This window comes from Pedococcus bigeumensis (genome assembly GCF_006438965.1).
GTDB classification, from domain to species: Bacteria; Actinomycetota; Actinomycetes; order Actinomycetales; family Dermatophilaceae; genus Pedococcus; species Pedococcus bigeumensis_A.
On the sequence record NZ_RCZM01000004.1, the window covers coordinates 76,688 to 95,511 of the forward strand.

Consider the following 18,824-nt stretch of genomic DNA (forward strand, 5'->3'; position numbering starts at 1 on the left):
CCCCTGATGTCCGGTTCGGCACCCCATGTTGTGCTCATGCCGAATTCTTGAATGCTCAACGGACGATACAGCGATGGGGGACGATCCGGACCCGAGTCAGAATTCTGTGGACGAAGGGACCAACACCGGCACCTGGCGGCACCTGACAGACTTGTGCCACCCGGCATACGCAACTCTCGAGGAAGGGCCACTGGTGGCCAGAACGCCCACGAAACCGGCCACGATCGTCTCGGTGGCCAACCAGAAGGGCGGCGTCGCGAAGACGACGTCGGTCGCTTCGCTCGGCGCGGCCTTTGCCGAGCAGGGCAAGCGGGTGCTGCTCGTCGACCTGGACGCCCAGGCCTGCCTGACCTTCAGCCTCGGCGTCGATCCGGACGAGGTCGGCAGCTCGATCAACGAGGTGCTGCTCGGGCGGGCCAGCATCGCCGACGTGCGGGTCGCCTGCGACGACGGGGTGGACCTCGTGCCGAGTGTCATCGACCTCGCGGGCGCCGAGGCGCAGCTCCTGCCCCGTCCCGGTCGGGAGTACATCCTGCGGACCGTGCTGGAGGAGGTGCGCGGCGAGTACGACGTGATCCTGCTCGACTGCTCGCCCAGCCTGGGCGTGCTGACCCTCAATGCCCTGACGGCCAGCCAGGCGCTGATCATCCCCATGCCGTGCGAGATGCTCAGCCACCGCGGCGTCGGCCAGCTGCTCGACACGGTCACCGACGTGCAGAAGATCCTCAACAAGGACCTGGTCGTGTGGGGGATCCTGCCCACCCTGTTCGACGGGCGCAGCAACCACGCGCGCGAGGTGCTCGCTGACGTGGGCGAACGCTACGACCTGCCGGTGCTCGACCCGCCGATCCCCAAGACGGTGCGCTTCGCCGAGGCGCCGGCGGTCGGGCGCTCGATCCTGGCCACCTCCCGCAACTCCAAGGGCGCCAAGGCCTACCGCGACGTCGCCACGGCGCTGGCCAAGAAGCTCTGACCCGGCGACGGCTCGACTGCGGTTGCGGAATACCTCGAGTGGGAGGTGACTTGTCACCAGACGTGCCTTGTCCTGATCGGGCGCGTCCCCCAACCAAGGAGTGACATGACCACCACAACCCCCGCCCTGGCCATGCCGTCCGCCGACGGCCGGTTCGAGACCACGACGGTGGAGCGGCGTGACCTGCGGGCCGACGACGTCCGCATCGACGTCAAGTTCGCCGGCATCTGCCACAGCGACATCCACACCGTGCGCGGCGAGTGGGGCGACATCGAGTACCCGCTCACCCCCGGCCACGAGATCGCCGGAGTCGTGACCGAGGTCGGTCCCGACGTGTCGACGTACAAGGTCGGCGACCGGGTCGGCGTCGGCTGCATGGTCGACTCCTGCGGCGACTGCGGCCAGTGCGCCGCAGGGCACGAGAACTTCTGCGAGAAGAAGACCGTCTTCACCTACGGCGACACGGACGTCGACGGCACGACCACCCAGGGTGGCTACAGCCGGGAGGTCGTGGTGACCGAGCGGTTCGTCGTCCGGATCCCCGACGGGCTCGGGCTCGACCAGGCCGCCCCTCTGTTGTGTGCGGGCATCACCCTCTACACGCCGCTGAAGCGCTGGCTCGACCACGCCGGGCCGGATGCCAAGGTCGCCATCGTCGGCATGGGCGGGCTCGGCCACATGGGTGTCAAGATCGCCGCAGCCATGGGAGCCGACGTGACGGTGCTCAGCCAGGGTCTGTCCAAGGAGAAGGATGGTCGCGCCTTCGGTGCCTCCGACTACCGCGCGACGAGCGACGCAGGCACCTTCCAGGACCTCGCGGGCGCGTTCGACGTGATCATCTCGACGATCAGCGCCGACCTCGACCTCCCGCAGTACCTGTCGTTGCTGAAGCCGTTCGGCGCGTTCGTCACCGTCGGCCTGCCGCCCCGGCCGCAGCAGCTCCCGTTCGGTGCGCTGATCCAGGGTGACAAGACGATCGCCGGGTCCAACATCGGTGGCATCGCGCTGACCCAGGAGATGCTCGACTTCTGCGCCGAGCACGACATCGCCGCGGAGATCGAGACCATCGGGGCCGACCGGGTCGACGAAGCCTACGACCGGGTCGTGAAGTCCGACGTCCGCTACCGCTTCGTCATCGACACCGCCACCATCGGCGCCTGACCGGTCACGACGGTGGGTGAGGGGCAGCCACCTGGCCGGCCACCGATGAGCGGGTATGCCCGGGAGTTCCGGCGCGTGACGCGCGCCGACTTCCCGCTGCTCGCCCGGTGGCTGGCCACCCCGCCGGTCGCGCGGTGGTGGAACCACGAGTGGACGGCTGAGGCGGTCGAGCGTGACTTCGGGCCGTCCGTCGACGGGGTCGAGCCCAACGAGGACTGGCTGGCGCTGCTCGACGACCACCCTGTCGGCCTGCTCCAGCGGTCCCGGGTCGTCGACTACGACGAGAACCTGCGGGACTTCGCCTCGCTGGTGGAGGTGCCGGATGGCGCCCTCACGATCGACTACCTGCTCGGTGACCCCTCGGCCTACGGCCAGGGGTTGGGCTCGTCGATTATGAGCGCATTCGCCAGTCGGTCGTTCATCGAGCTCCCTGACGCCCCAGCGATTCTCGTCTCGGTTGTCGCGGCGAACGTCGCGTCGTGGCGAGCCCTCGAGAAGGCTGGCTTTCGGCGCGTCGCCGAAGGCGACCTCGAACCCGACAACCCGGTCGACGACCCGTTGCACTACATCCTGCGCCTCGACCGCCCCGCCTGAGGGCGCTCGAAGGCATCCCCCCGACAGACAGGGATGCCGCGCGGCCCTGGCCACGCGGCATACCTGGTCTGTCTGTGGGTGGGGCGTCAGGCCTGAGTAGTGGCCTCGCCCGCGTCCGCGCCACCACGGGTGCGGCGACGGTTGCGGTTGCGACGCGGCTTGGACGCGGCCTCGCCACCGTCGGCGGGTGCGCTGTCGGCGCGACGCTCGCCGCCACGGCCAGCATCGCGGCTGCTGTCGCGGCCACCACGACCGCCGCCGTCACGACCGCGGCCGCCATCACGACCGCCACCATCGCGGCCGGGACCGCCTGCGCCTGGACGACGCCCGCTGGACTTGCCGGTCTCACCGAGGTCCTCGAGCACCTCGGCGCCCAGCCCGGCCAGCTTCTGCGCGGCCTTGGGCAGTCGGCCCTTGGCGGTGCGCGGGATGTCGAGCTGGTCGTAGAAGTGCTCGGAAGAGGAGTAGGTCTCCTCGGGCTCGGGGATGCCGAGGTCGAGGGTCTTGTTGATCATGCCCCAGCGCGGCAGGTCGTCCCAGTCGACGAAGGTGACCGCGATGCCGGTGTTGCCGGCGCGGGCGGTGCGACCGATGCGGTGGAGGTAGGTCTTCTCGTCCTCGGGGCACTGGTAGTTGATGACGTGGGTGACGTTGTCGACGTCGATGCCGCGGGCCGCGACGTCGGTGGCGACGAGGATGTCGACCTTGCCGTTGCGGAACGCACGCAGGGCCTGCTCGCGGGCACCCTGGCCGAGGTCACCGTGGATCGGGGCCGCGGCGAAACCGCGGTCGATCAGGTCGTCGGCCACCTTTGCAGCGGTGCGCTTGGTGCGGCTGAAGATGATGGTCAGGCCACGGCCCTCGGCCTGGAGCATGCGGGCCAGCATCTCGACCTTGTCCATCGCGTGGGCGCGGTAGACGAACTGCTCGACGGCCTTGACGGTGTGGGCGTTCTCCTGGTCGTCTCCCATCGCGCGGATGTGCGTGGGCTGGCTCATGTAGCGGCGGGCCAGCGCGACGACGGCGCCCGGCATGGTGGCCGAGAAGAGCATCGTCTGGCGGGCCGGCGAGGTCATCGCGAGCAGCTTCTCCACGTCGGGGAGGAACCCGAGGTCGAGCATCTCGTCTGCCTCGTCGAGGACGACCGACTTGCAGTGCGTCAGGTCGAGGTGACCCTGCTTGGCCAGGTCGATGAGGCGCCCCGGAGTGCCGACGACGATCTCGACGCCGTTGCGCAGCGCCTCGATCTGCGGTTCGTAGGCGCGGCCACCGTAGACGGTGAGGACGCGGATCCCACGACGCTTGCCGGCCCGCTCGAGGTCGCTGGCGACCTGGACCGCGAGCTCGCGCGTCGGGGCGACGGCGAGGGCCTGCGGCTTACCCGCGTGGGGGAAGGTGTCCCAGCCGTCATCGCCGCGGGCGACCGTGCGGTTGAGCATCGGGACGCCGAAGCCGAGCGTCTTGCCGGTGCCCGTCTTGGCCTGGCCGATGATGTCGTGTCCGCCGAGGGCGACCGGGAGGGTCATCGCCTGGATGGGGAACGGGGTGATGATGCCGGCGTCGCTCAGTGAGGCGACGATGTCGGGGTGGACGTTGAAGTCGGCGAAGGTCAGCTCCGCCGGCGCAGCGGCGGTGTCGGGCGTGGTGGCATCGGACGCGTTGGCGTCGGGCGCACTGGGGCCCGTGGTGGTTTCAGTCATGAAGTTCTCTCGATCGGGGGCGCTCCCAGAAACAGGGGTGGCGCTCGCACAGCGGGCCGATCGGAGGTCTTCGTCATGCGGGGCGCGGACCGTGTCCGCGGCTGATTCGTGCCGACCGGGCACCTTTGACGACTGCGAGTCTAGCGGTGCGCGCCTGACATCCCCGCATCCGCGGCGGTCGCCGGGGGCCTCGCCATTAGGGTGACGGGCATGACCAAGGACGACTGGCTGGCCGATCCGCAGTACCGCGACGCCGTCGCGGACCTCCTGGGAGTACTGGCCTACGGCGAGCTGACGGCGTTCACCCGGCTCGCCGGCGACAGTGAGCTGTCGCCCACCCAGCCGCTCAAGGCGGCCGTCGCAGGGCTGGCCGTGGCCGAGTTCCGGCACTACGAGATCCTCGTGGCGCGGCTGCACGAGATGGGCATCGACCCCGAGGCCGCCATGGCCCCGTTCATCACGCCGATCGACGCGTTCCACGAGCGCACTCGGCCGAGCAGCTGGCACGAGGGCCTGGTCAAGGCCTATGTCGGTGACGGGATCGCCACGGACTTCTACCGCGAGATCGCCGCCTACGTGGACCCCTCGACCCAGGCCTTGGTGCACTCGGCCATGGAGGACGTCGGTCAGGCCGAGTTCGTCGTCAAGGTGGTCCGCGAGGCGATCAAGGCGGATCCCAAGATCGCTGGTCGCCTCGCCCTGTGGGGCCGCCGCCTCGTGGGGGAGGCGCTCTCGCAGGCCCAGCAGGTGGCCGTCGAGCGTGACGCGCTGGCCTCGCTGATGGTCGGTGGCATCGGTGGACCGGACCGGCCCAGCGCCGACCTGGCCGAGCTCGGCCGGATGTTCGCCCGGCTCACCGACGAGCACACCCGCCGGATGGGACGCCTCGGCCTCGCCGCCTGACCCTCGCGGCTGACGGGCACGCCACTTGTTGCTCTGGGGTGGTCACGGGACCGGTTCTGGGCCCCCTGGTGACGATCTGTCGGCAACAAGTCGGGGGTGGCTGGGACTTGTTGCTCTGGGGTGGTCACGGGACCGGTTCTGGGCGCCCTGGTGACGATCTGTCGACAACAAGTGCGTGAGGCAGCAACGCGGAAGGGCCCCGTCCTGGTGGACGGGGCCCTTCGCTGCGTAGCTCAGGCAAGGGTCAGACCCTCTTCTTGCCGGTGATCGAACCGTAGACGGTGACCAGGACGGCCGCGACGATGATGCTGATGATCCAGCGGATCCAGTCGACGCCGCTGGTGTCGCCCTTGTTGGAGATGGCGCCCCAGATGTAGTAGCCCGCAAGGGCTCCGAGGATGCCGAGGATGACGGTGACGAGCGCGCTGATGTTCTGCTTGCCCGGAAGGACCAGCCGCGCCAGGATTCCGATGACGGCACCGAAGATGATCAGGCCGAGAATATCGAGGATCATTCCAGCTCCTTCTGCGCGGAGTTGACCGCACTGCAACGTGGGCCTGGGGTCAGGCCCGGACAACGCCAACTGGACCACGAATCGACCCGAAACGCACGTTTGGGACCCGCGCGCCGGATTACGGACTGGACACAAGCTTCCGGCGTTTGTACAGGTCAGCGCGGTGCCGGCGGCCGTGCCCCATCAGGAACGCCGTCAGGAGCGCGCTGCGGAGGGGTCAGACGCCGAAGCCGACGCCGCGCTTGTCGGACTCGCCGATCTGCACATAGCCGAGCACTGCGGCGGGGACGAGCAGCTGGCGGCCCTTGTCGTCGAGCAACGTCAGGACGGTGCCCTTCTCGAGCGACGCGCTCACGGCAGCGGCAATCTCGGCCGCGCCCTCGGTGGACTCGAAGACGACCTCGCGCGAGACGTTCTGGACGCCGATGCGGACCTCCACGGTGGTTCCCTTCTGATCTGGGTATGTGCTGATGGCCGCTCGCTCACGGGTGGTCACTGTGCACGGTGGGCACGCGGCATACGAGCGCGTGCGGAACTGTCGACAAGGCTAACGAGCGGTGCGTCAGGAACCTTCCCCGCCCACCTTCGGGAACGACCCGAGGCCACTCCACGCCAGCGCACCCATGAGGAGGGCGGCCTCGTCCTTGGGGACGTCGGAGCCCTGGGCGAGCCAGTGGCGGGCGCCGACCTGGGCCAGGCCGGTGAGGGCCATGCCGAGCAGCGACGCGTCCTCGTCGGTGAGTCCGGTGTCCTCGGCGATGACCTCGGCCACGGCTTCGGCGCAGACCAGGCCGACGGCGTCGAGGCGGTTGCGGACCGCCGACTCGTTGGTGAGGTCGGACTCGAAGATCAGCCGGAACGCGGCACCGTCACGCGACACGAAGTCGAAGTAGGCCGCGATCGTCGCGTAGACGCGTTCCTTGTTGTCGTGGGTCGAGGCGAGGGCTTCGCGGACGAGCTGCTCGAGGGCCTCGCTGTGCTTGTCGAGCAGGGCGAGGTAGAGCTCGAGCTTGCCGGGGAAGTGCTGGTAGAGCACCGGCTTGGAGACGCCTGCGCGGTCGGCGATGTCGTCCATCGCGGCGGCGTGGTAGCCGGACTCGACGAAGGCGGCCTGCGCGGCTTCGAGCAGCTGGGCGCGGCGGGCGGACCGGGGGAGGCGCTGGCCGCGCACGTTGTCGGTGCCTGGAACTGCTCGGATCGACATGGTGGCCTTCTGTTCGATGGTGCGGCGTTCGGCGGTGGTGCAGCCTGACTGCGGTGTCGGTGACATCGTACGCACGGGTAACCTGCATCACATGGCCATCCCACCGCTGGTTGCGCCCGGACCCGAGCTGACGACCGAGCAGAAGGCCCGCTACGCCCGCCACATCCTGCTGCCCGAGATCGGCATCGACGGACAGCGACGGCTGGCGAACGCGCGCGTCCTCGTGGTCGGTGCCGGGGGCCTCGGGTCGCCCGCGCTGATGTACCTCGCGGCCGCCGGGGTGGGCACGATCGGCGTCGTCGACGACGACGTGGTCGACGCGTCGAACCTGCAGCGCCAGGTCGTGCACGGGATCGCAGACGTGGGTCGGCCCAAGACCGAGTCGGCCGCCGAGACCGTCGCCGCGATCAACCCGCTGGTCACCGTCGTCCGCCACGACCTGCGCCTCACCTCCGAGAACGCGCTCGAGATCCTCGCCGACTACGACGTGGTCCTCGACGGTGCCGACAACTTCCCCACGCGCTACCTCGTCAACGACGCCTGCGTCTTCCTCGGGCTGCCGCACGTGTGGGGCTCGATCTACCGCTTCGACGGCCAGGTGTCGGTGTGGTTCTCCGGCCACGGCCCCTGCTACCGCTGCGTCTTCCCCGACCCGCCGCCGCCCGACGCGGTGCCGTCGTGCGCGACCGGTGGCGTGCTCGGGGTGCTCTGCGCGGCGGTCGGTTCCGTCCAGGTCGCAGAAGCCGTGAAACTCATTGTGGGACAAGGCGAACCGCTCGTCGGTCGTCTCCTCGTCCACGATGCCCTGCGCCAGACGTGGGACTCCCTCACCGTCCGCGCCGACCCCGAGTGTCCGGTGTGCGGCGAGTCGCCGACCGTCACCTCTCTGGTCGACTACGAGCAGTTCTGCGGTATGCCGGGTGCCTCCTTGGGTGAGTCCGTCCAGGAGGGTGCGGATCCCGATGGCGCTAGCGCGCCCGCGTTCGCGGAGGTGTCTGCGACCGAGCTGGCCACCATGCTGGCGGCGCGGGAGAGTGGCGACCGGGAGTTCGAGCTGGTCGACGTGCGCGAGCCGGGGGAGCGGGCCGTCGTGTCGATCCCCGGCGCCCGGGCGCTGCACCTGGACCGGTTCCGCGACGGGACGGCCGCGGAGGAGCTGCCACGCGGCATACCCCTCGTGTTGATGTGCAAGTCGGGCGTCCGGTCTGCGGAAGCCGCCGGGCTGCTCGCGGCGACCGGGCGCGGCGACGTCGCGAACCTCACCGGTGGCGTGCTGGCCTGGGTCAAGGACGTCGACCCGAGCCTGCCGGTCTACTGAGGGGCAGGGAATGGTCACGCAGTCCGGACGGGTCACCGGTGCCCCGAGCGAGTTCGCCGACGACGTGCTCGAGGTGGTCGACACCATCCCCGAGGGCAAGGTGATGACGTACGGCGACATCGCCGAGCTGCTCGGGCGTGGTGGGGCGCGAGGCGTCGGGAACGTGATGGCGAGATACGGCTCCGACGTGCCCTGGTGGCGGGTGATCCGGTCGGGTGGCAACTTCCCACGGGGCCTCGAGGCGGAAGCGCTTGCGCACTACCGCGAGGAAGGCACCCCGCTGGTCCGCGGTCAGGTCGACGGGCGACGCGTCGACCTGACGCGGGCGCGGTGGCTGGAGGCGAAACCACCTGTTCTGCCGCCGTCCTGAGTGCCGGTGTCATTCCGCCGCGCCCTCGCCGCGGCGTCGCGGCGATCGGTGCGTCGGCACTGGAGTGGCGCGGCTGCCCCTGTCGGTCGCGGATGGTGGGATGAGCGGATGCTGACGTTGCGCCGCGCCCCCAGCGTGGTGGCCGAGGCGCCGCCGCTCGACGAGGTCCAACTGGCAGCGCTCGCCCACCGCGGTGGAGTGCTGCGCGTCCTGGGCGGTCCGGGCACCGGCAAGACCGCCACGGCGATCGAGGCCGTGGTGGCGCGCGTCGAGTCGGGGGAGACGACACCGGACCAGTGCCTCATCCTCACCTCCTCACGTGTCTCTGCCGGGAGCCTGCGCGAACGCGTGACGGCCCGGCTCGGTGGCACCTCGACCGAACCGCTCGCAAGGACGCACCAGGCGCTCGGGTTCGGCATCCTGCGGCAGGCGGCGGCGCTCCGGGGCGACCCCACCCCGCGGCTGCTGAGCGGGCCCGAGCAGGACGTCATCCTGCGCGAGCTGCTGGCCGGGCACGCCGAGGAGGGCACCGGTCCTGACTGGCCCGAGCGGGTCCACCTCGCGCTGGGCACGCGCGGGTTCCGGGGCGAGCTGCGTGACCTGTTGATGCGCGCGGTGGAGCACGACCTCGAGCCGGCCGACCTCATCCGGCTGGGCCACGAGCAGGACCGGCCCGAGTGGGTGGCGGCCGCCGACCTGCTCGCAGAGTACGACGAGGTCACCGCGCTCTCCGCGCCCGGCGCCTACGACCCCGCGTGGATCCTCGGCGCGGCCGCCGACCTCCTCGAGGAGGACCCGGCGGCACTCGGTCGGTTGGTCGACGGCCTGCGGCTCGTGGTGGTCGACGACGCCCAGGAGCTCACCTCCGCGGCAGCTCGGCTGCTGCGCACGATGGCCACTCCCGGCCTCGACCTGATCCTGCTCGGCGACCCTGACAGCGCCGTCCAGACCTTCCGCGGCGCCGACCCGCGCCACCTCAGCGACGGCTGGACCCAGCTGGTCACCAGCGGTGAGCCGCGGACGCTGGTGCTGCCCACGGCATACCGGCTGCCGCAGGCGGTCGTCGCCGCGGCCGGGAGGGTCGCACCGAAGATCGGCGCCCTCGGTGGTGGTCTCCAGCGGGGGGCCGCGGCCGGACGCGCTGGCGGCCAGGTCGACGTGCGGCTGCTGCGTGCCGTGAGCCAGGAGGCGAGCCACGTCGCGGCCGAGCTGCGCGAGTCGCACCTGCGGTTCGGCATTCCCTGGTCGGAGATGGCGGTCATCGTGCGCGGGCAGGGCCGCACCGCGACGTTGCGACGGGTGCTGATGGCCGCGGGTGTGCCCGTGGCCGGGACCGCCACTGACCTGCCGGTCCGGGACGAGGTGGCGGTGCGCCCGTTGTTGGCGCTGCTCGAGGTGGTCCTCGACCTGGCGCGCGGCGCCGACGATGCCCTCGACGCCGAGGTGGCTGTCGACACGCTGCTGTCCCCGATCGGCGGTGCCGACGCGGTCGGGTTGCGCCGACTGCGCCGCGCGCTGCGCCGGATCGAGCTCGAGAACGGCGGGGGCCGCACGAGCGACGAGCTGCTCGCCGAGGCGCTGGTCGCGCCCGGGGGCTTGATCGAGCTTGGGCCCGAGGCCCACCCCGCGCGTCGGGTCGCGGCCACCATCGCTGCCGGGGTCAAGGCCGCGCAGGGCGCCATGGACGACTCGGGAACGAGCCCGGCGTGGCGCTGGGAGCCCGGGGTCAGCGCGGAGTCCGTGCTCTGGGCGATGTGGGCGGCGACGGGGCTGGGCGCGGAGTGGCAGGCGACCGCGCTCGGCGGTGGTTCCGGGGCGGCACGGGCCGACCGCGACCTCGACGCCGTGGTCGGGCTGTTCGACGCCGCGGCCAAGTTCGTCGACCGGCTCCCCCAGGCCGGACCGGAAGAGTTCCTCACGCACATCGGCAGCCAGGACATCCCCGGTGACACGCTCGTCGCCCGGTCGCCGGTGGGTGAGTCGGTCACCGTCACGACCCCTCAGGCCGCCGCCGGTCGACAGTGGCACCTGGTCGTCGTTGCGGGAGTTCAGGAGGGCGTCTGGCCGGACCTGCGACTGCGGGGTTCGCTGCTGGGTTCGGAGCACCTCGTCGACGTGGTGTCGGGGCGGGCCTCGACGTTCCGGGCCGCCCAGGCCGCGGTCCGTTACGACGAGACGCGGTCCTTCCTGGTCGCGCTGACTCGGGCGAGCGACCGCGTCATCGTGACGGCAGTGCGGTCCGACGACGAGCAGCCATCGGTCTACCTCGACGTCGTCGACCCGGAAACCATTGCCACGCAAGTGGATCGGCCCTTCGCCGAGGTGGCTCGCACCATGACGCTGCCGACCCTGGTCGGCGAGCTACGACGACAGCTCGTCTCGGACGACTCCGCCGTGCGCGCCACTGCGGTGGCGGCGCTCGCCCGCCTCACCCACGAGGGAGTGCCGGGCGCAGACCCTGGCCAGTGGTGGGTGCTGCGCGAGGTTTCCGACGACCGACCGTTGCGCGCTGACGACCAGGAGGTGCGGGTCTCGCCGAGCAAGGTCGAGTCGTTCGGAAACTGCGGGCTGCGCTGGCTGCTCGGCTCCGTGGGCGGCGACGGGCCGTCCGTGGGTGCGGCCGACATCGGCACGCTCGTCCACGACATCGCCGCCGAGCTCGGTGACGTCGACGCCGACACGCTCGTCGCTGAGGTGGACGCCCGCTGGGGACGCCTCGGTATGCCGTCCGGCTGGGTGTCCGACCGCAAGCGCCACGAGGCGCACCGCATGGTCCGCCGGCTGGCGACCTACTTCGACGAGGCCCGGGTGGGTGGCTGGGTGCGGCTCGGGGCCGAGCTCGACATGAAGGTGGTGCTGGGACGGGCCGTCCTGAGCGGCAAGGTCGACCGGATCGAGGGCACGCCCGACGGCACTGCCCTGCGGGTCGTCGACTACAAGACCGGCAGCAACAAGCCTCGGGGCGAGGAGCTCGACCGTCACCCGCAGCTCGGGGCCTACCAGCTCGGTGTCGAGAGCGGCGCGTTCGGCGAGCTGGGCGACCGGTCGGCTGGGGCGGCGCTGCTCCAGGTCGGCAAGGCCGCACTCGTCAAGACGACGCTGCAGACCCAGCCGCCGCTTCGGGACGACGCGGACCCGCACTGGGCCGCCGACCTCGTGACCGCCACCGCCGAGGGGATGGCTGGCTCGACGTTCCAGGCGACCGTCGGCGACTGGTGCAAGATGTGCCAGGTCAGGGCCTCCTGCCCTGCGCAGCCCGAGGGGCGGGTGCTCTGATGGCACGAGATCTATTGTCCGCCAAGGAGATTGCCGCAGCCCTCGGTCAGCCGGAGCCCACCGCCCAGCAGGTCCGGGTCATCGAGGCGCCGATGTCACCCTTGCTCGTCGTGGCCGGAGCCGGGTCTGGCAAGACCGAGACGATGACCAGCCGGGTGGTGTGGCTCGTCGCCAACGGCTTCGTGGAACCCGACCAGGTGCTCGGCCTGACCTTCACCCGCAAGGCGGCGACCGAGCTGTCCGAGCGGATCGGCGCCCGACTTCGTCTGCTCCAGCAACGCGACGTGTGGCACCCCCGCCTCGACGACGCCGAGACCGGCGCCGAGGTCCTGGGCGGCACACCCACCGTGTCGACCTACCACTCGTATGCCGGGCGGCTGGTGCGCGAGCACGCCCTGCGGTTGGGCTACGAGTCCGAGTCCCGACTGCTGTCGGAGGCGGCGGCGTGGCAGTACGCGTCCGAGGTGGTCGCGGCCTACGACGGGCCGATGGACGACGTGCAGTTCGCCGAGTCGACCGTGACAGCCGCAGTCGTGGACCTGGCCGGCGAGATGGCCGAGCACCTCGTCGGCGTCGGTGACGTCGCGGCATACCTCGACCGCGTCCTCGACGCGCTGGCAGCCGTGCCCCCGCACGCCGGGTCGCGGGGCAAGGACCTGCCCGGCGAGGTCAAGAAGATGCGCGAGCAGCTGCGCGCCCGGGCGGGGGTGCTCCCGATGGTCGAGCGCTACATCGCGCTCAAGCGCAGCCGCGACGCGATGGACTTCGCCGACCAGATGGCCCTGGCCGCGCGGCTGGCCATGACGTTCGACGACATCGGGGCCATCGAGCGGCAGCGGTTCGGCGCCGTGCTGCTCGACGAGTTCCAGGACACCTCGGCGGCCCAGCTCGAGCTGCTGCGCTCGCTCTTCGTCGCGCCGGGGGAACCGTCGCCGGTGACGGCGGTGGGCGACCCGCACCAGTCGATCTACGGGTGGCGGGGGGCGAGTGCCACGACGCTGAGCGAGTTCCGCCGGGCGTTCAGCACGGGTGCCGACCTGGCCCCCGTGCTGCCCCTCGCGACGAGCTGGCGCAACGACACGGCGGTGCTCGAGGTGGCCAACGCCGTGGCGGGGCCGCTGCGAGCGGGGTCCAAGGTTCCGGTCGACCAGCTCGTGGCCCGGTTCGGCGCCGGACCGGGTCGGGTACAGGCGGCGCGGGTCGAGACCGCCGGTGACGAGGCGGCCCTGGTCGCCAGTTGGCTCGCGGAGCGACGTGCGGCCGGGGCGAAGTCGGCTGCCGTGCTCTGTCGCAAGCGCTCCCAGTTCGCGGCGCTGATCGACGCACTCGACTCCCGGGGGATTCCCCACGAGGTCGTCGGTCTCGGCGGACTGCTGCTCACGCCCGAGGTCGAGGACATCACCGCACTGCTCCACGTCGTCAACGACCCCAGCCGTGGCGACCAGCTGATGCGCCTGCTCACCGGCCCGCTGTGCCGGTTGGGGGCGGCCGACCTCGACGGCCTGATGGCCTGGGCGCGACACCAGCAGGACCTCCGACTGGGTGTCGACGACCGCACCGCACCGCAGGACGACGACGATGCCGAGGGGATCGCGACGGTCGGCACCACCGCCGCGCCTGATGGGTTGCCTGCGCCGACCCGACCGACCCGGGACCAGGCTCCCGACAGCTCCGACCGAGTCAGCATCGTCGAAGCCGTCGACGACCCCCCGCGCCCCGGCTGGACCAGCTGGGACGGCAAGGGTCTGAGTGACGTCGGACTCTCCCGGCTGCGTGGCTTGCAGCAGGCCATCCGCCGGCTCCGGTCCCTGTCGGCGCTGCCGTTGGCCGACCTCGTCGGAGAGGCCGAGCGCGCCCTCGGGCTCGACATCGAGGTGCTCGCCCGCGAGGGCTACACACCCGCAGCGGCCCGGGCGCACCTCGACGCTTTCGCGGACGTCGCGGCGACCTTCACGGTGAGCGCCGACCGACCCAACCTGGGTGGCTTCCTGGCCTGGCTGGCGGCAGCCCTGAAGGAGGAGCGCGGGCTCGACAAGGGCTACATCGAGGCCTCCTCCGATGCAGTCCAGGTCCTGACCGTGCACGCCGCCAAGGGCCTCGAGTGGGATGCCGTCGCCGTGCCCGGACTGGTGGAGGGTTCCTTCCCCGCGCTGTCGTCCGCGGCGAGCCGTTCCGACGGTGAGCAGTGGCGGATGTCGCCGCCCAAGCAACGCGGCTGGATCGGCGGGCTCTCCGACGGGGGCATCCCGTATGCCTTGCGGGGCGACGGTGACGGGCTACCGCTGCTCGACTGGGAGGAGGCGTCGGACTGGAAGGACATCGAGACCCGTGTCGAGGACTTCCTGCGCGCCGGGGGCGACCACGGTGTCGAGGAGGAACGGCGGCTGGCCTACGTCGCCCTCACCCGGGCTCGGTCGGACATGCTGCTGACGGCTCCGGTCTGGACGGACGGCAAGACCCCCAAGGTCACCTCGCGGTTCCTCGCCGAGATCGTGGACGCCGAGTCGGCCTTCCCGGTGGACCGCCTGGAGTGGGTCGAGATGCCGGATCCCGCCGTGCCCGACGAGGCAGTCAACCCGACGGCTGCAGAGGCCGTCTCGGTGCAGTGGCCGGCGGACCCGCTGGCCACCCGCCGTGCGGCTCTGGTAGATGGCGCCGCGGCCGTCCGCTCGGCGGTCGACGCCCACGCCCGGGCCGCGGACGGTACGGGTCTGCACGCACCATCGGAACAAGGTCTGCTGCCGATGCCCGGCACCGCGCTCCCGGTCCTCGAGGAGCTCGACCTGTTGCTGGAGGAGCGCCGCCGGCTGGCCCACCGCGGCGACGTCACCGTGCTGATGCCGCGCCACCTCTCGGCCTCAGCCGTGGTGTCGCTGGCCCAGGACCCGGGCCGGTTCGCCTCCTCCCTCCGGCGCCCGATGCCCGAGCCGCCGGCCCTGGCGGCTCGCCGAGGAACCGCCTTCCACGCCTGGGTGGAGCAGCACTTCGCCCAGGCCGCCATGGTCGACATCCTCGATCTGCCCGGCAGCGCCGACGACGACCCCGGCGACGATGCCGACCTGCCCCTCATGAAGGAGCGGTTCCTCGCCAGCGACTGGGCGCACCGCACCCCGGCCGAGATCGAGATCGCGGTGGAGACCGTCATCGACGGGATCGCCGTCCGTGGTCGCCTCGACGCGGTGTTCCCCCGCCCGCAGGGTGGCTTCACGATCGTCGACTGGAAGACCGGCGCCAAATCGACCGGGGACTCGGGGTTGACACGCGCGTTGCAGCTCGCGGCCTACCGGGTGGCCTTCGCGCGACTGCGCGGGCTGGACCTCGACGACGTCGATGCGGCCTTCTACTACGCAGGCACGGGCGAGACCGTCTGGCCGGACCTGCCCGACGACGCCGCCCTGGCGAAGCTGCTGGGGGGCGTGCCGGACTAGGTGCGGAGCGGGCTGAGGGGCTCGCGCGACCGGTGTCCGGCGTCAGGCCCGCGGGCGGTAACCCGGCTCGAACTCCGGCCCCGGGTCGTCGCCCTCGATGGACTGGGGCGCTCGCAGCTGGCTGAGGTCGATCTCGGCGGTGACGTCGTGGTCGACCCGGGCGAACTGCGCCTCTCCGTCGTCCTCGAGCTCCTCCGCCTGGTCTTCGTCGCCTGCGAGATCCTCGAGCTCATCCGCGTCGTCCTCGAAGGCCGGTTCGTCGTCCCCGTCGCGGGCCTTGTCCTCATCGCGGGCTTCGTCCCTGTCGGCGGGTTCGTGGTCGGTGGCTTCGTGCTCGGCGCCGGAGTCGCGGCCGGGTGCTTCGTGGTCGTCCGCAGTCGGGGCGAACATCACCTCCACGTCGTCCTCGTCGTCGTCCTCGTCCTCGACGACCACGGGTGGCACGAGCACGGGGCTCTTGCGCCGCGCGGGGGTCATGCCTGCGCGGCGGTAGTCGTTGGCTGCCTCCTCCTCGGCATGCACCCGCTCGTCCAGCCGGCGAAGCGCCAGGGCATGCCGTTCGACCTGGAGTCGGTCGCCCCCGGACACGGCCGACATCAGCTGGGACAGCGTGCGCATCTCGGCAGACAGTTGAGCCCGGGTCAGCAGGTGCACGTCGGGCCGTTCGGCGCGGGCGTGTGCGTAGGCCTCCATCAGGGTCTCCAGCGCCCGGGGAGACGTCTGGGTCACGAGCGCGAAGAAGTCGTCAGCGGGGTCGGCGACCTTCGCGTCCTCCCAGCCGGTGAGCGCCTTGACGCGCCCGGTCGCGGCGTCATCGTCGTCGTCGAAGACCGCAAGCACCTGGTCGCCGGTGAGGTCGCCGTGCGTGGGGGTGGGCGCGAACCGCCACAGCGTGACGTCCTCGAGCAGCTTCTCCCAGCGTGCGAGGAGCCCGGTCGGCACGTGGCCGGTGGCCGCAGCGCGGTCCAGCTCGCTGAGCCGGCGGGTGCGGTAGGTGTCGGCGTCGTAGGCCGGCAGCCCTGCCTCGTCGAACAACCCGTGGTCGGCGTTGTGCAGGGCGGCGATGGCGCGTCCCAGCTCCGCGGCGAGTCCCGCACCAGCCGGCAGCTGGGCAAAGTCGACGTTCTGTCCAGGCAGGTAGGGGTAGATGGCCGCGCGCCCACCCTCCTTCAATGCGGCGAAACCCTTGGGCGTCGGCACGCTGAACGGAAGCCGGCGCGCGAGCAGGGCCAGCAGCCCGAAGGTCGACTCCATCTGGGCAGCGGCGACCTGGCTGCGCGGCACCCGCACGACCCAGCGCCGGTGCTGGGTGTCCTGCACGAAGGCGACGTCGTAGTGGTGGTCGGGCGCGCCGGGGAGGGCCTCGACGCTGGCGGGATCCAGGCCCGGGACGGCGGCACTCGCAAGTGCGGCGAGGAAGAGGGGGCTGCGGTCCACACGGTCACCGTATGCCGTGCAGGCGCGCCTAGGGTGGAGGCGTGGGCCTCCTGACCGAAACTCTCCCGAATCTCTCGCTCGCCCGCCCCGGGCTGGACCGTCACGCTGAGCGACGCGGTGAGCCGGACCTCGTCGCACGGCTGCTCGCCGATGCAGATACCCGGGTGCTGGTGGTGCGCGGCGACAAGGTCGCGGTTGCCATCCCGGGGGAGGGCGGCTCGCACGACCCGGCCCTGGCCCTGCGACCACCTGAGGAGTCGGACTCGGCCGCGCTGGTGCTGTTCCTGGGGCAGGACGGTGATGGCACGGCATACCTCGCGGTGGCCGAACCGGCGGCGCCGGACGGCGATGCGGACGGTGGCCCGACGGACGGCGTCGACCAGTGGCGTTCGCTGCGCCAGATCGGGGCCGACCTGTCGGACCGCGATGCCACGATCTTCGCGACTGCGCTGGCGCTCTCGAACTGGCACGCCACCCACACCCACTGCCCCCGGTGCGGCGCCGCGACCGAACCCGTGCAGGGTGGCTGGCTGCGCCGCTGCCCCCAGGATGCCAGCGAGCACTACCCGCGGACCGACGTCGCCGTGATCATGTCGGTGATCGACGACGAGGACCGGATCCTGCTTGCACGGGGTGCCGGCTGGGGGACCGGCCGCTTCTCGGTGCTGGCGGGCTTCCTCGAGCCCGGCGAGAGCCTGGCGGCCGCGGTCGCGCGAGAGGTCCACGAGGAGGTCGGACTGGTGGTCCGCGACGTGGAGTACCTTGGCGACCAGCCGTGGCCGTTCCCGAACTCGATCATGGTCGGGTTCACGACGCGGGCGAGCAGCAGCGAACTGCGTCTCCAGGAGTCCGAGATCGCGGAGGCGCGCTGGTTCACCCGGGACGAGTACCGAGAGATCCTCGCCGCGGGACAGGTCAGCGCCTCGACGCGGTTGTCGATCGCGCGGCGGATCATCGAGCGCTGGCTGGGACACGACCTCGACGAGGTCACACCGGCCTGAGCGTGGCCAGCCACTCCAGAACGGGGTGGTCCCGACTGAGCGGGACCCTCACCCGATCAGGCGGCGAGCCGCTTCTTGACCTCGCCGATCGAGGGGTTGGTGGCCGACGAGCCGTCCGGGAAGAGCAGCGTGGGGACGGTCTGGTTGCCGTCGTTGGCGTCCATCACGAACTTCACGGCCTCCGGCACCTCTTCGATGTTCACCTCGGTGAACGCAATCCCCTCACGACCCATCTGGGCCTTGAGGCGGTTGCAGTACCCACACCATGACGTGCTGAACATGGTCACGGAGCCGGGGGCGGGGGTCTTGAGTGCGTTGGCGCTCATGCGTCTCTTTCGCTGGTTCGGGGGTCACAGGCGACTAAGGGGTCAAATCAATCAACACCACGTCGTCGGCGGATCTTCCGTGCAGGCGTGTGATCTCTGTGACCATGATGACCCATGACCGAGACCGCTGACTTCGATCCCGCCCTGCTTGCCCTCGCCGCCGGCCGCAACCTCGGTGCCCTCGCCGCCCTCAAGCGGAACGGCCGGCCGCAGCTCTCGATGGTCAACTTCGCCCTCGACCGCAGCGACCCGGCAGCCCCCATCGTGCGGGTGTCGGTCGTCGACGGGCGCGCCAAGGTGGCGAACCTGCTGCGTGACCCGCGGGGCTCGCTCATGGTCACCTCCGCCAACGGCTGGTCGTATGCCGTCCTCGAGGGTGACGTCGAGTTCTCACCGGTGGCGACCACACGGGACGACGAGACGGTCAACGAGCTGGTCGAGCTGTTCACGACCATCCGCGGGGAGGAGCACTCCGACTGGGACGACTACCGGCGGGCGATGCTGGAGGACGGCCGCCGGATCCTGCGGCTGCGCGTCACCCGCGTCTACGGCCTCATCCAGTGAGCTGACCTCCGGTCCGGTGGGGACGGGCGTCGGTCGCGCATGACAGGATCGCGCC

General features: G+C 71.2%; 16 protein-coding genes. 10 read left to right on the forward strand and 6 right to left on the reverse strand.

Features of this window, described 5'->3' with window-relative positions; all coding sequences use genetic code 11:
- Positions 1–193: 193 nt before the first annotated feature.
- The 3 genes from EAH86_RS11935 (at position 194) to EAH86_RS11945 (ending at position 2,728) form a co-directional block, all read left to right on the forward strand.
- The gene (locus tag EAH86_RS11935) at positions 194–973 is read left to right on the forward strand and encodes a ParA family protein (RefSeq protein WP_241668341.1); all 780 of its coding nucleotides are present in this window, start codon (positions 194–196) and stop codon (positions 971–973) included.
- Between the two features lie 105 nt (positions 974–1,078).
- Positions 1,079–2,134: an NAD(P)-dependent alcohol dehydrogenase gene (locus tag EAH86_RS11940; RefSeq protein ID WP_140741003.1), complete on the forward strand. Its 1,056-nt coding sequence runs from the start codon at positions 1,079–1,081 to the stop codon at positions 2,132–2,134.
- Positions 2,135–2,179: 45 nt separating this feature from the next.
- The gene (locus EAH86_RS11945) at positions 2,180–2,728 is read left to right on the forward strand and encodes a GNAT family N-acetyltransferase (RefSeq protein ID WP_140741005.1); all 549 of its coding nucleotides are present in this window, start codon (positions 2,180–2,182) and stop codon (positions 2,726–2,728) included.
- Between the two features lie 86 nt (positions 2,729–2,814).
- Here the strand turns inward: EAH86_RS11945 and EAH86_RS11950 are convergent, their stop codons facing one another.
- Positions 2,815–4,428, reverse strand: coding sequence for a DEAD/DEAH box helicase (locus tag EAH86_RS11950; RefSeq protein WP_140741007.1), 1,614 nt, complete (start codon positions 4,426–4,428; stop codon positions 2,815–2,817).
- Between the two features lie 210 nt (positions 4,429–4,638).
- Between EAH86_RS11950 and EAH86_RS11955 the strand changes: the two genes are divergently transcribed.
- Positions 4,639–5,331: a ferritin-like fold-containing protein gene (locus tag EAH86_RS11955; RefSeq protein WP_140741009.1), complete on the forward strand. Its 693-nt coding sequence runs from the start codon at positions 4,639–4,641 to the stop codon at positions 5,329–5,331.
- Between the two features lie 244 nt (positions 5,332–5,575).
- On the opposite strand, the gene EAH86_RS11960 is transcribed toward EAH86_RS11955, so the two are convergent.
- From EAH86_RS11960 to EAH86_RS11970, 3 genes are all read right to left on the reverse strand, one after another.
- The gene (locus tag EAH86_RS11960) at positions 5,576–5,845 is read right to left on the reverse strand and encodes a GlsB/YeaQ/YmgE family stress response membrane protein (protein ID WP_206665821.1); all 270 of its coding nucleotides are present in this window, start codon (positions 5,843–5,845) and stop codon (positions 5,576–5,578) included.
- A gap of 217 nt (positions 5,846–6,062) precedes the next feature.
- Complete coding sequence (locus tag EAH86_RS11965) at positions 6,063–6,284, reverse strand: DUF3107 domain-containing protein (protein ID WP_140741011.1); 222 nt, start codon at positions 6,282–6,284, stop codon at positions 6,063–6,065.
- A gap of 123 nt (positions 6,285–6,407) precedes the next feature.
- Complete coding sequence (locus EAH86_RS11970; RefSeq protein WP_140741014.1) at positions 6,408–7,049, reverse strand: TetR/AcrR family transcriptional regulator; 642 nt, start codon at positions 7,047–7,049, stop codon at positions 6,408–6,410.
- Between the two features lie 91 nt (positions 7,050–7,140).
- Here EAH86_RS11970 and moeB point away from each other — a divergent pair, with 91 nt between their 5' ends.
- The 4 genes from moeB (at position 7,141) to EAH86_RS11990 (ending at position 15,441) form a co-directional block, all read left to right on the forward strand.
- Complete coding sequence (moeB, locus tag EAH86_RS11975; RefSeq protein WP_140741016.1) at positions 7,141–8,367, forward strand: molybdopterin-synthase adenylyltransferase MoeB; 1,227 nt, start codon at positions 7,141–7,143, stop codon at positions 8,365–8,367.
- A 10-nt stretch (positions 8,368–8,377) separates the two neighbouring features.
- Positions 8,378–8,737, forward strand: a complete 360-nt coding sequence (locus EAH86_RS11980; protein WP_140741018.1) for an MGMT family protein — start codon at positions 8,378–8,380, stop codon at positions 8,735–8,737.
- A 108-nt stretch (positions 8,738–8,845) separates the two neighbouring features.
- The gene (locus tag EAH86_RS11985) at positions 8,846–12,013 is read left to right on the forward strand and encodes an ATP-dependent helicase (RefSeq protein WP_140741019.1); all 3,168 of its coding nucleotides are present in this window, start codon (positions 8,846–8,848) and stop codon (positions 12,011–12,013) included.
- Positions 12,013–15,441, forward strand: coding sequence for an ATP-dependent helicase (locus tag EAH86_RS11990; protein WP_140741020.1), 3,429 nt, complete (start codon positions 12,013–12,015; stop codon positions 15,439–15,441). Before EAH86_RS11985 ends, EAH86_RS11990 begins: the two co-directional genes overlap by 1 nt.
- A gap of 42 nt (positions 15,442–15,483) precedes the next feature.
- Here the strand turns inward: EAH86_RS11990 and EAH86_RS11995 are convergent, their stop codons facing one another.
- Positions 15,484–16,878, reverse strand: coding sequence for a phosphotransferase (locus EAH86_RS11995; RefSeq protein ID WP_140741021.1), 1,395 nt, complete (start codon positions 16,876–16,878; stop codon positions 15,484–15,486).
- A gap of 41 nt (positions 16,879–16,919) precedes the next feature.
- Between EAH86_RS11995 and nudC the strand changes: the two genes are divergently transcribed.
- Positions 16,920–17,879 (forward strand): NAD(+) diphosphatase, encoded by a 960-nt coding sequence (gene nudC / locus EAH86_RS12000; RefSeq protein ID WP_140741022.1) that lies wholly within the window; start codon positions 16,920–16,922, stop codon positions 17,877–17,879.
- 56 nt (positions 17,880–17,935) lie between these two features.
- Here the strand turns inward: nudC and EAH86_RS12005 are convergent, their stop codons facing one another.
- Positions 17,936–18,205, reverse strand: coding sequence for a glutaredoxin domain-containing protein (locus EAH86_RS12005; RefSeq protein WP_140741023.1), 270 nt, complete (start codon positions 18,203–18,205; stop codon positions 17,936–17,938).
- 114 nt (positions 18,206–18,319) lie between these two features.
- Between EAH86_RS12005 and EAH86_RS12010 the strand changes: the two genes are divergently transcribed.
- On the forward strand, positions 18,320–18,769 hold the full coding sequence (locus tag EAH86_RS12010; RefSeq protein WP_140741024.1) for a PPOX class F420-dependent oxidoreductase: 450 nt from the start codon (positions 18,320–18,322) through the stop codon (positions 18,767–18,769).
- Positions 18,770–18,824: the final 55 nt, after the last annotated feature.

Coding starts and splice junctions, on each gene's coding strand:
- EAH86_RS11940 (WP_140741003.1), top strand. CDS start 1,079: ATGACCACCACAACCCCCGCCCTGGCCATGCCGTCCGCCGACGGCCGG.
- EAH86_RS11945 (WP_140741005.1), top strand. CDS start 2,180: ATGAGCGGGTATGCCCGGGAGTTCCGGCGCGTGACGCGCGCCGACTTC.
- EAH86_RS11950 (WP_140741007.1), bottom strand. CDS start 4,428: ATGACTGAAACCACCACGGGCCCCAGTGCGCCCGACGCCAACGCGTCC.
- EAH86_RS11955 (WP_140741009.1), top strand. CDS start 4,639: ATGACCAAGGACGACTGGCTGGCCGATCCGCAGTACCGCGACGCCGTC.
- EAH86_RS11960 (WP_206665821.1), bottom strand. CDS start 5,845: ATGATCCTCGATATTCTCGGCCTGATCATCTTCGGTGCCGTCATCGGA.
- EAH86_RS11970 (WP_140741014.1), bottom strand. CDS start 7,049: ATGTCGATCCGAGCAGTTCCAGGCACCGACAACGTGCGCGGCCAGCGC.
- moeB (WP_140741016.1), top strand. CDS start 7,141: ATGGCCATCCCACCGCTGGTTGCGCCCGGACCCGAGCTGACGACCGAG.
- EAH86_RS11980 (WP_140741018.1), top strand. CDS start 8,378: ATGGTCACGCAGTCCGGACGGGTCACCGGTGCCCCGAGCGAGTTCGCC.
- EAH86_RS11985 (WP_140741019.1), top strand. CDS start 8,846: ATGCTGACGTTGCGCCGCGCCCCCAGCGTGGTGGCCGAGGCGCCGCCG.
- EAH86_RS11990 (WP_140741020.1), top strand. CDS start 12,013: ATGGCACGAGATCTATTGTCCGCCAAGGAGATTGCCGCAGCCCTCGGT.
- EAH86_RS12005 (WP_140741023.1), bottom strand. CDS start 18,205: ATGAGCGCCAACGCACTCAAGACCCCCGCCCCCGGCTCCGTGACCATG.
- EAH86_RS12010 (WP_140741024.1), top strand. CDS start 18,320: ATGACCGAGACCGCTGACTTCGATCCCGCCCTGCTTGCCCTCGCCGCC.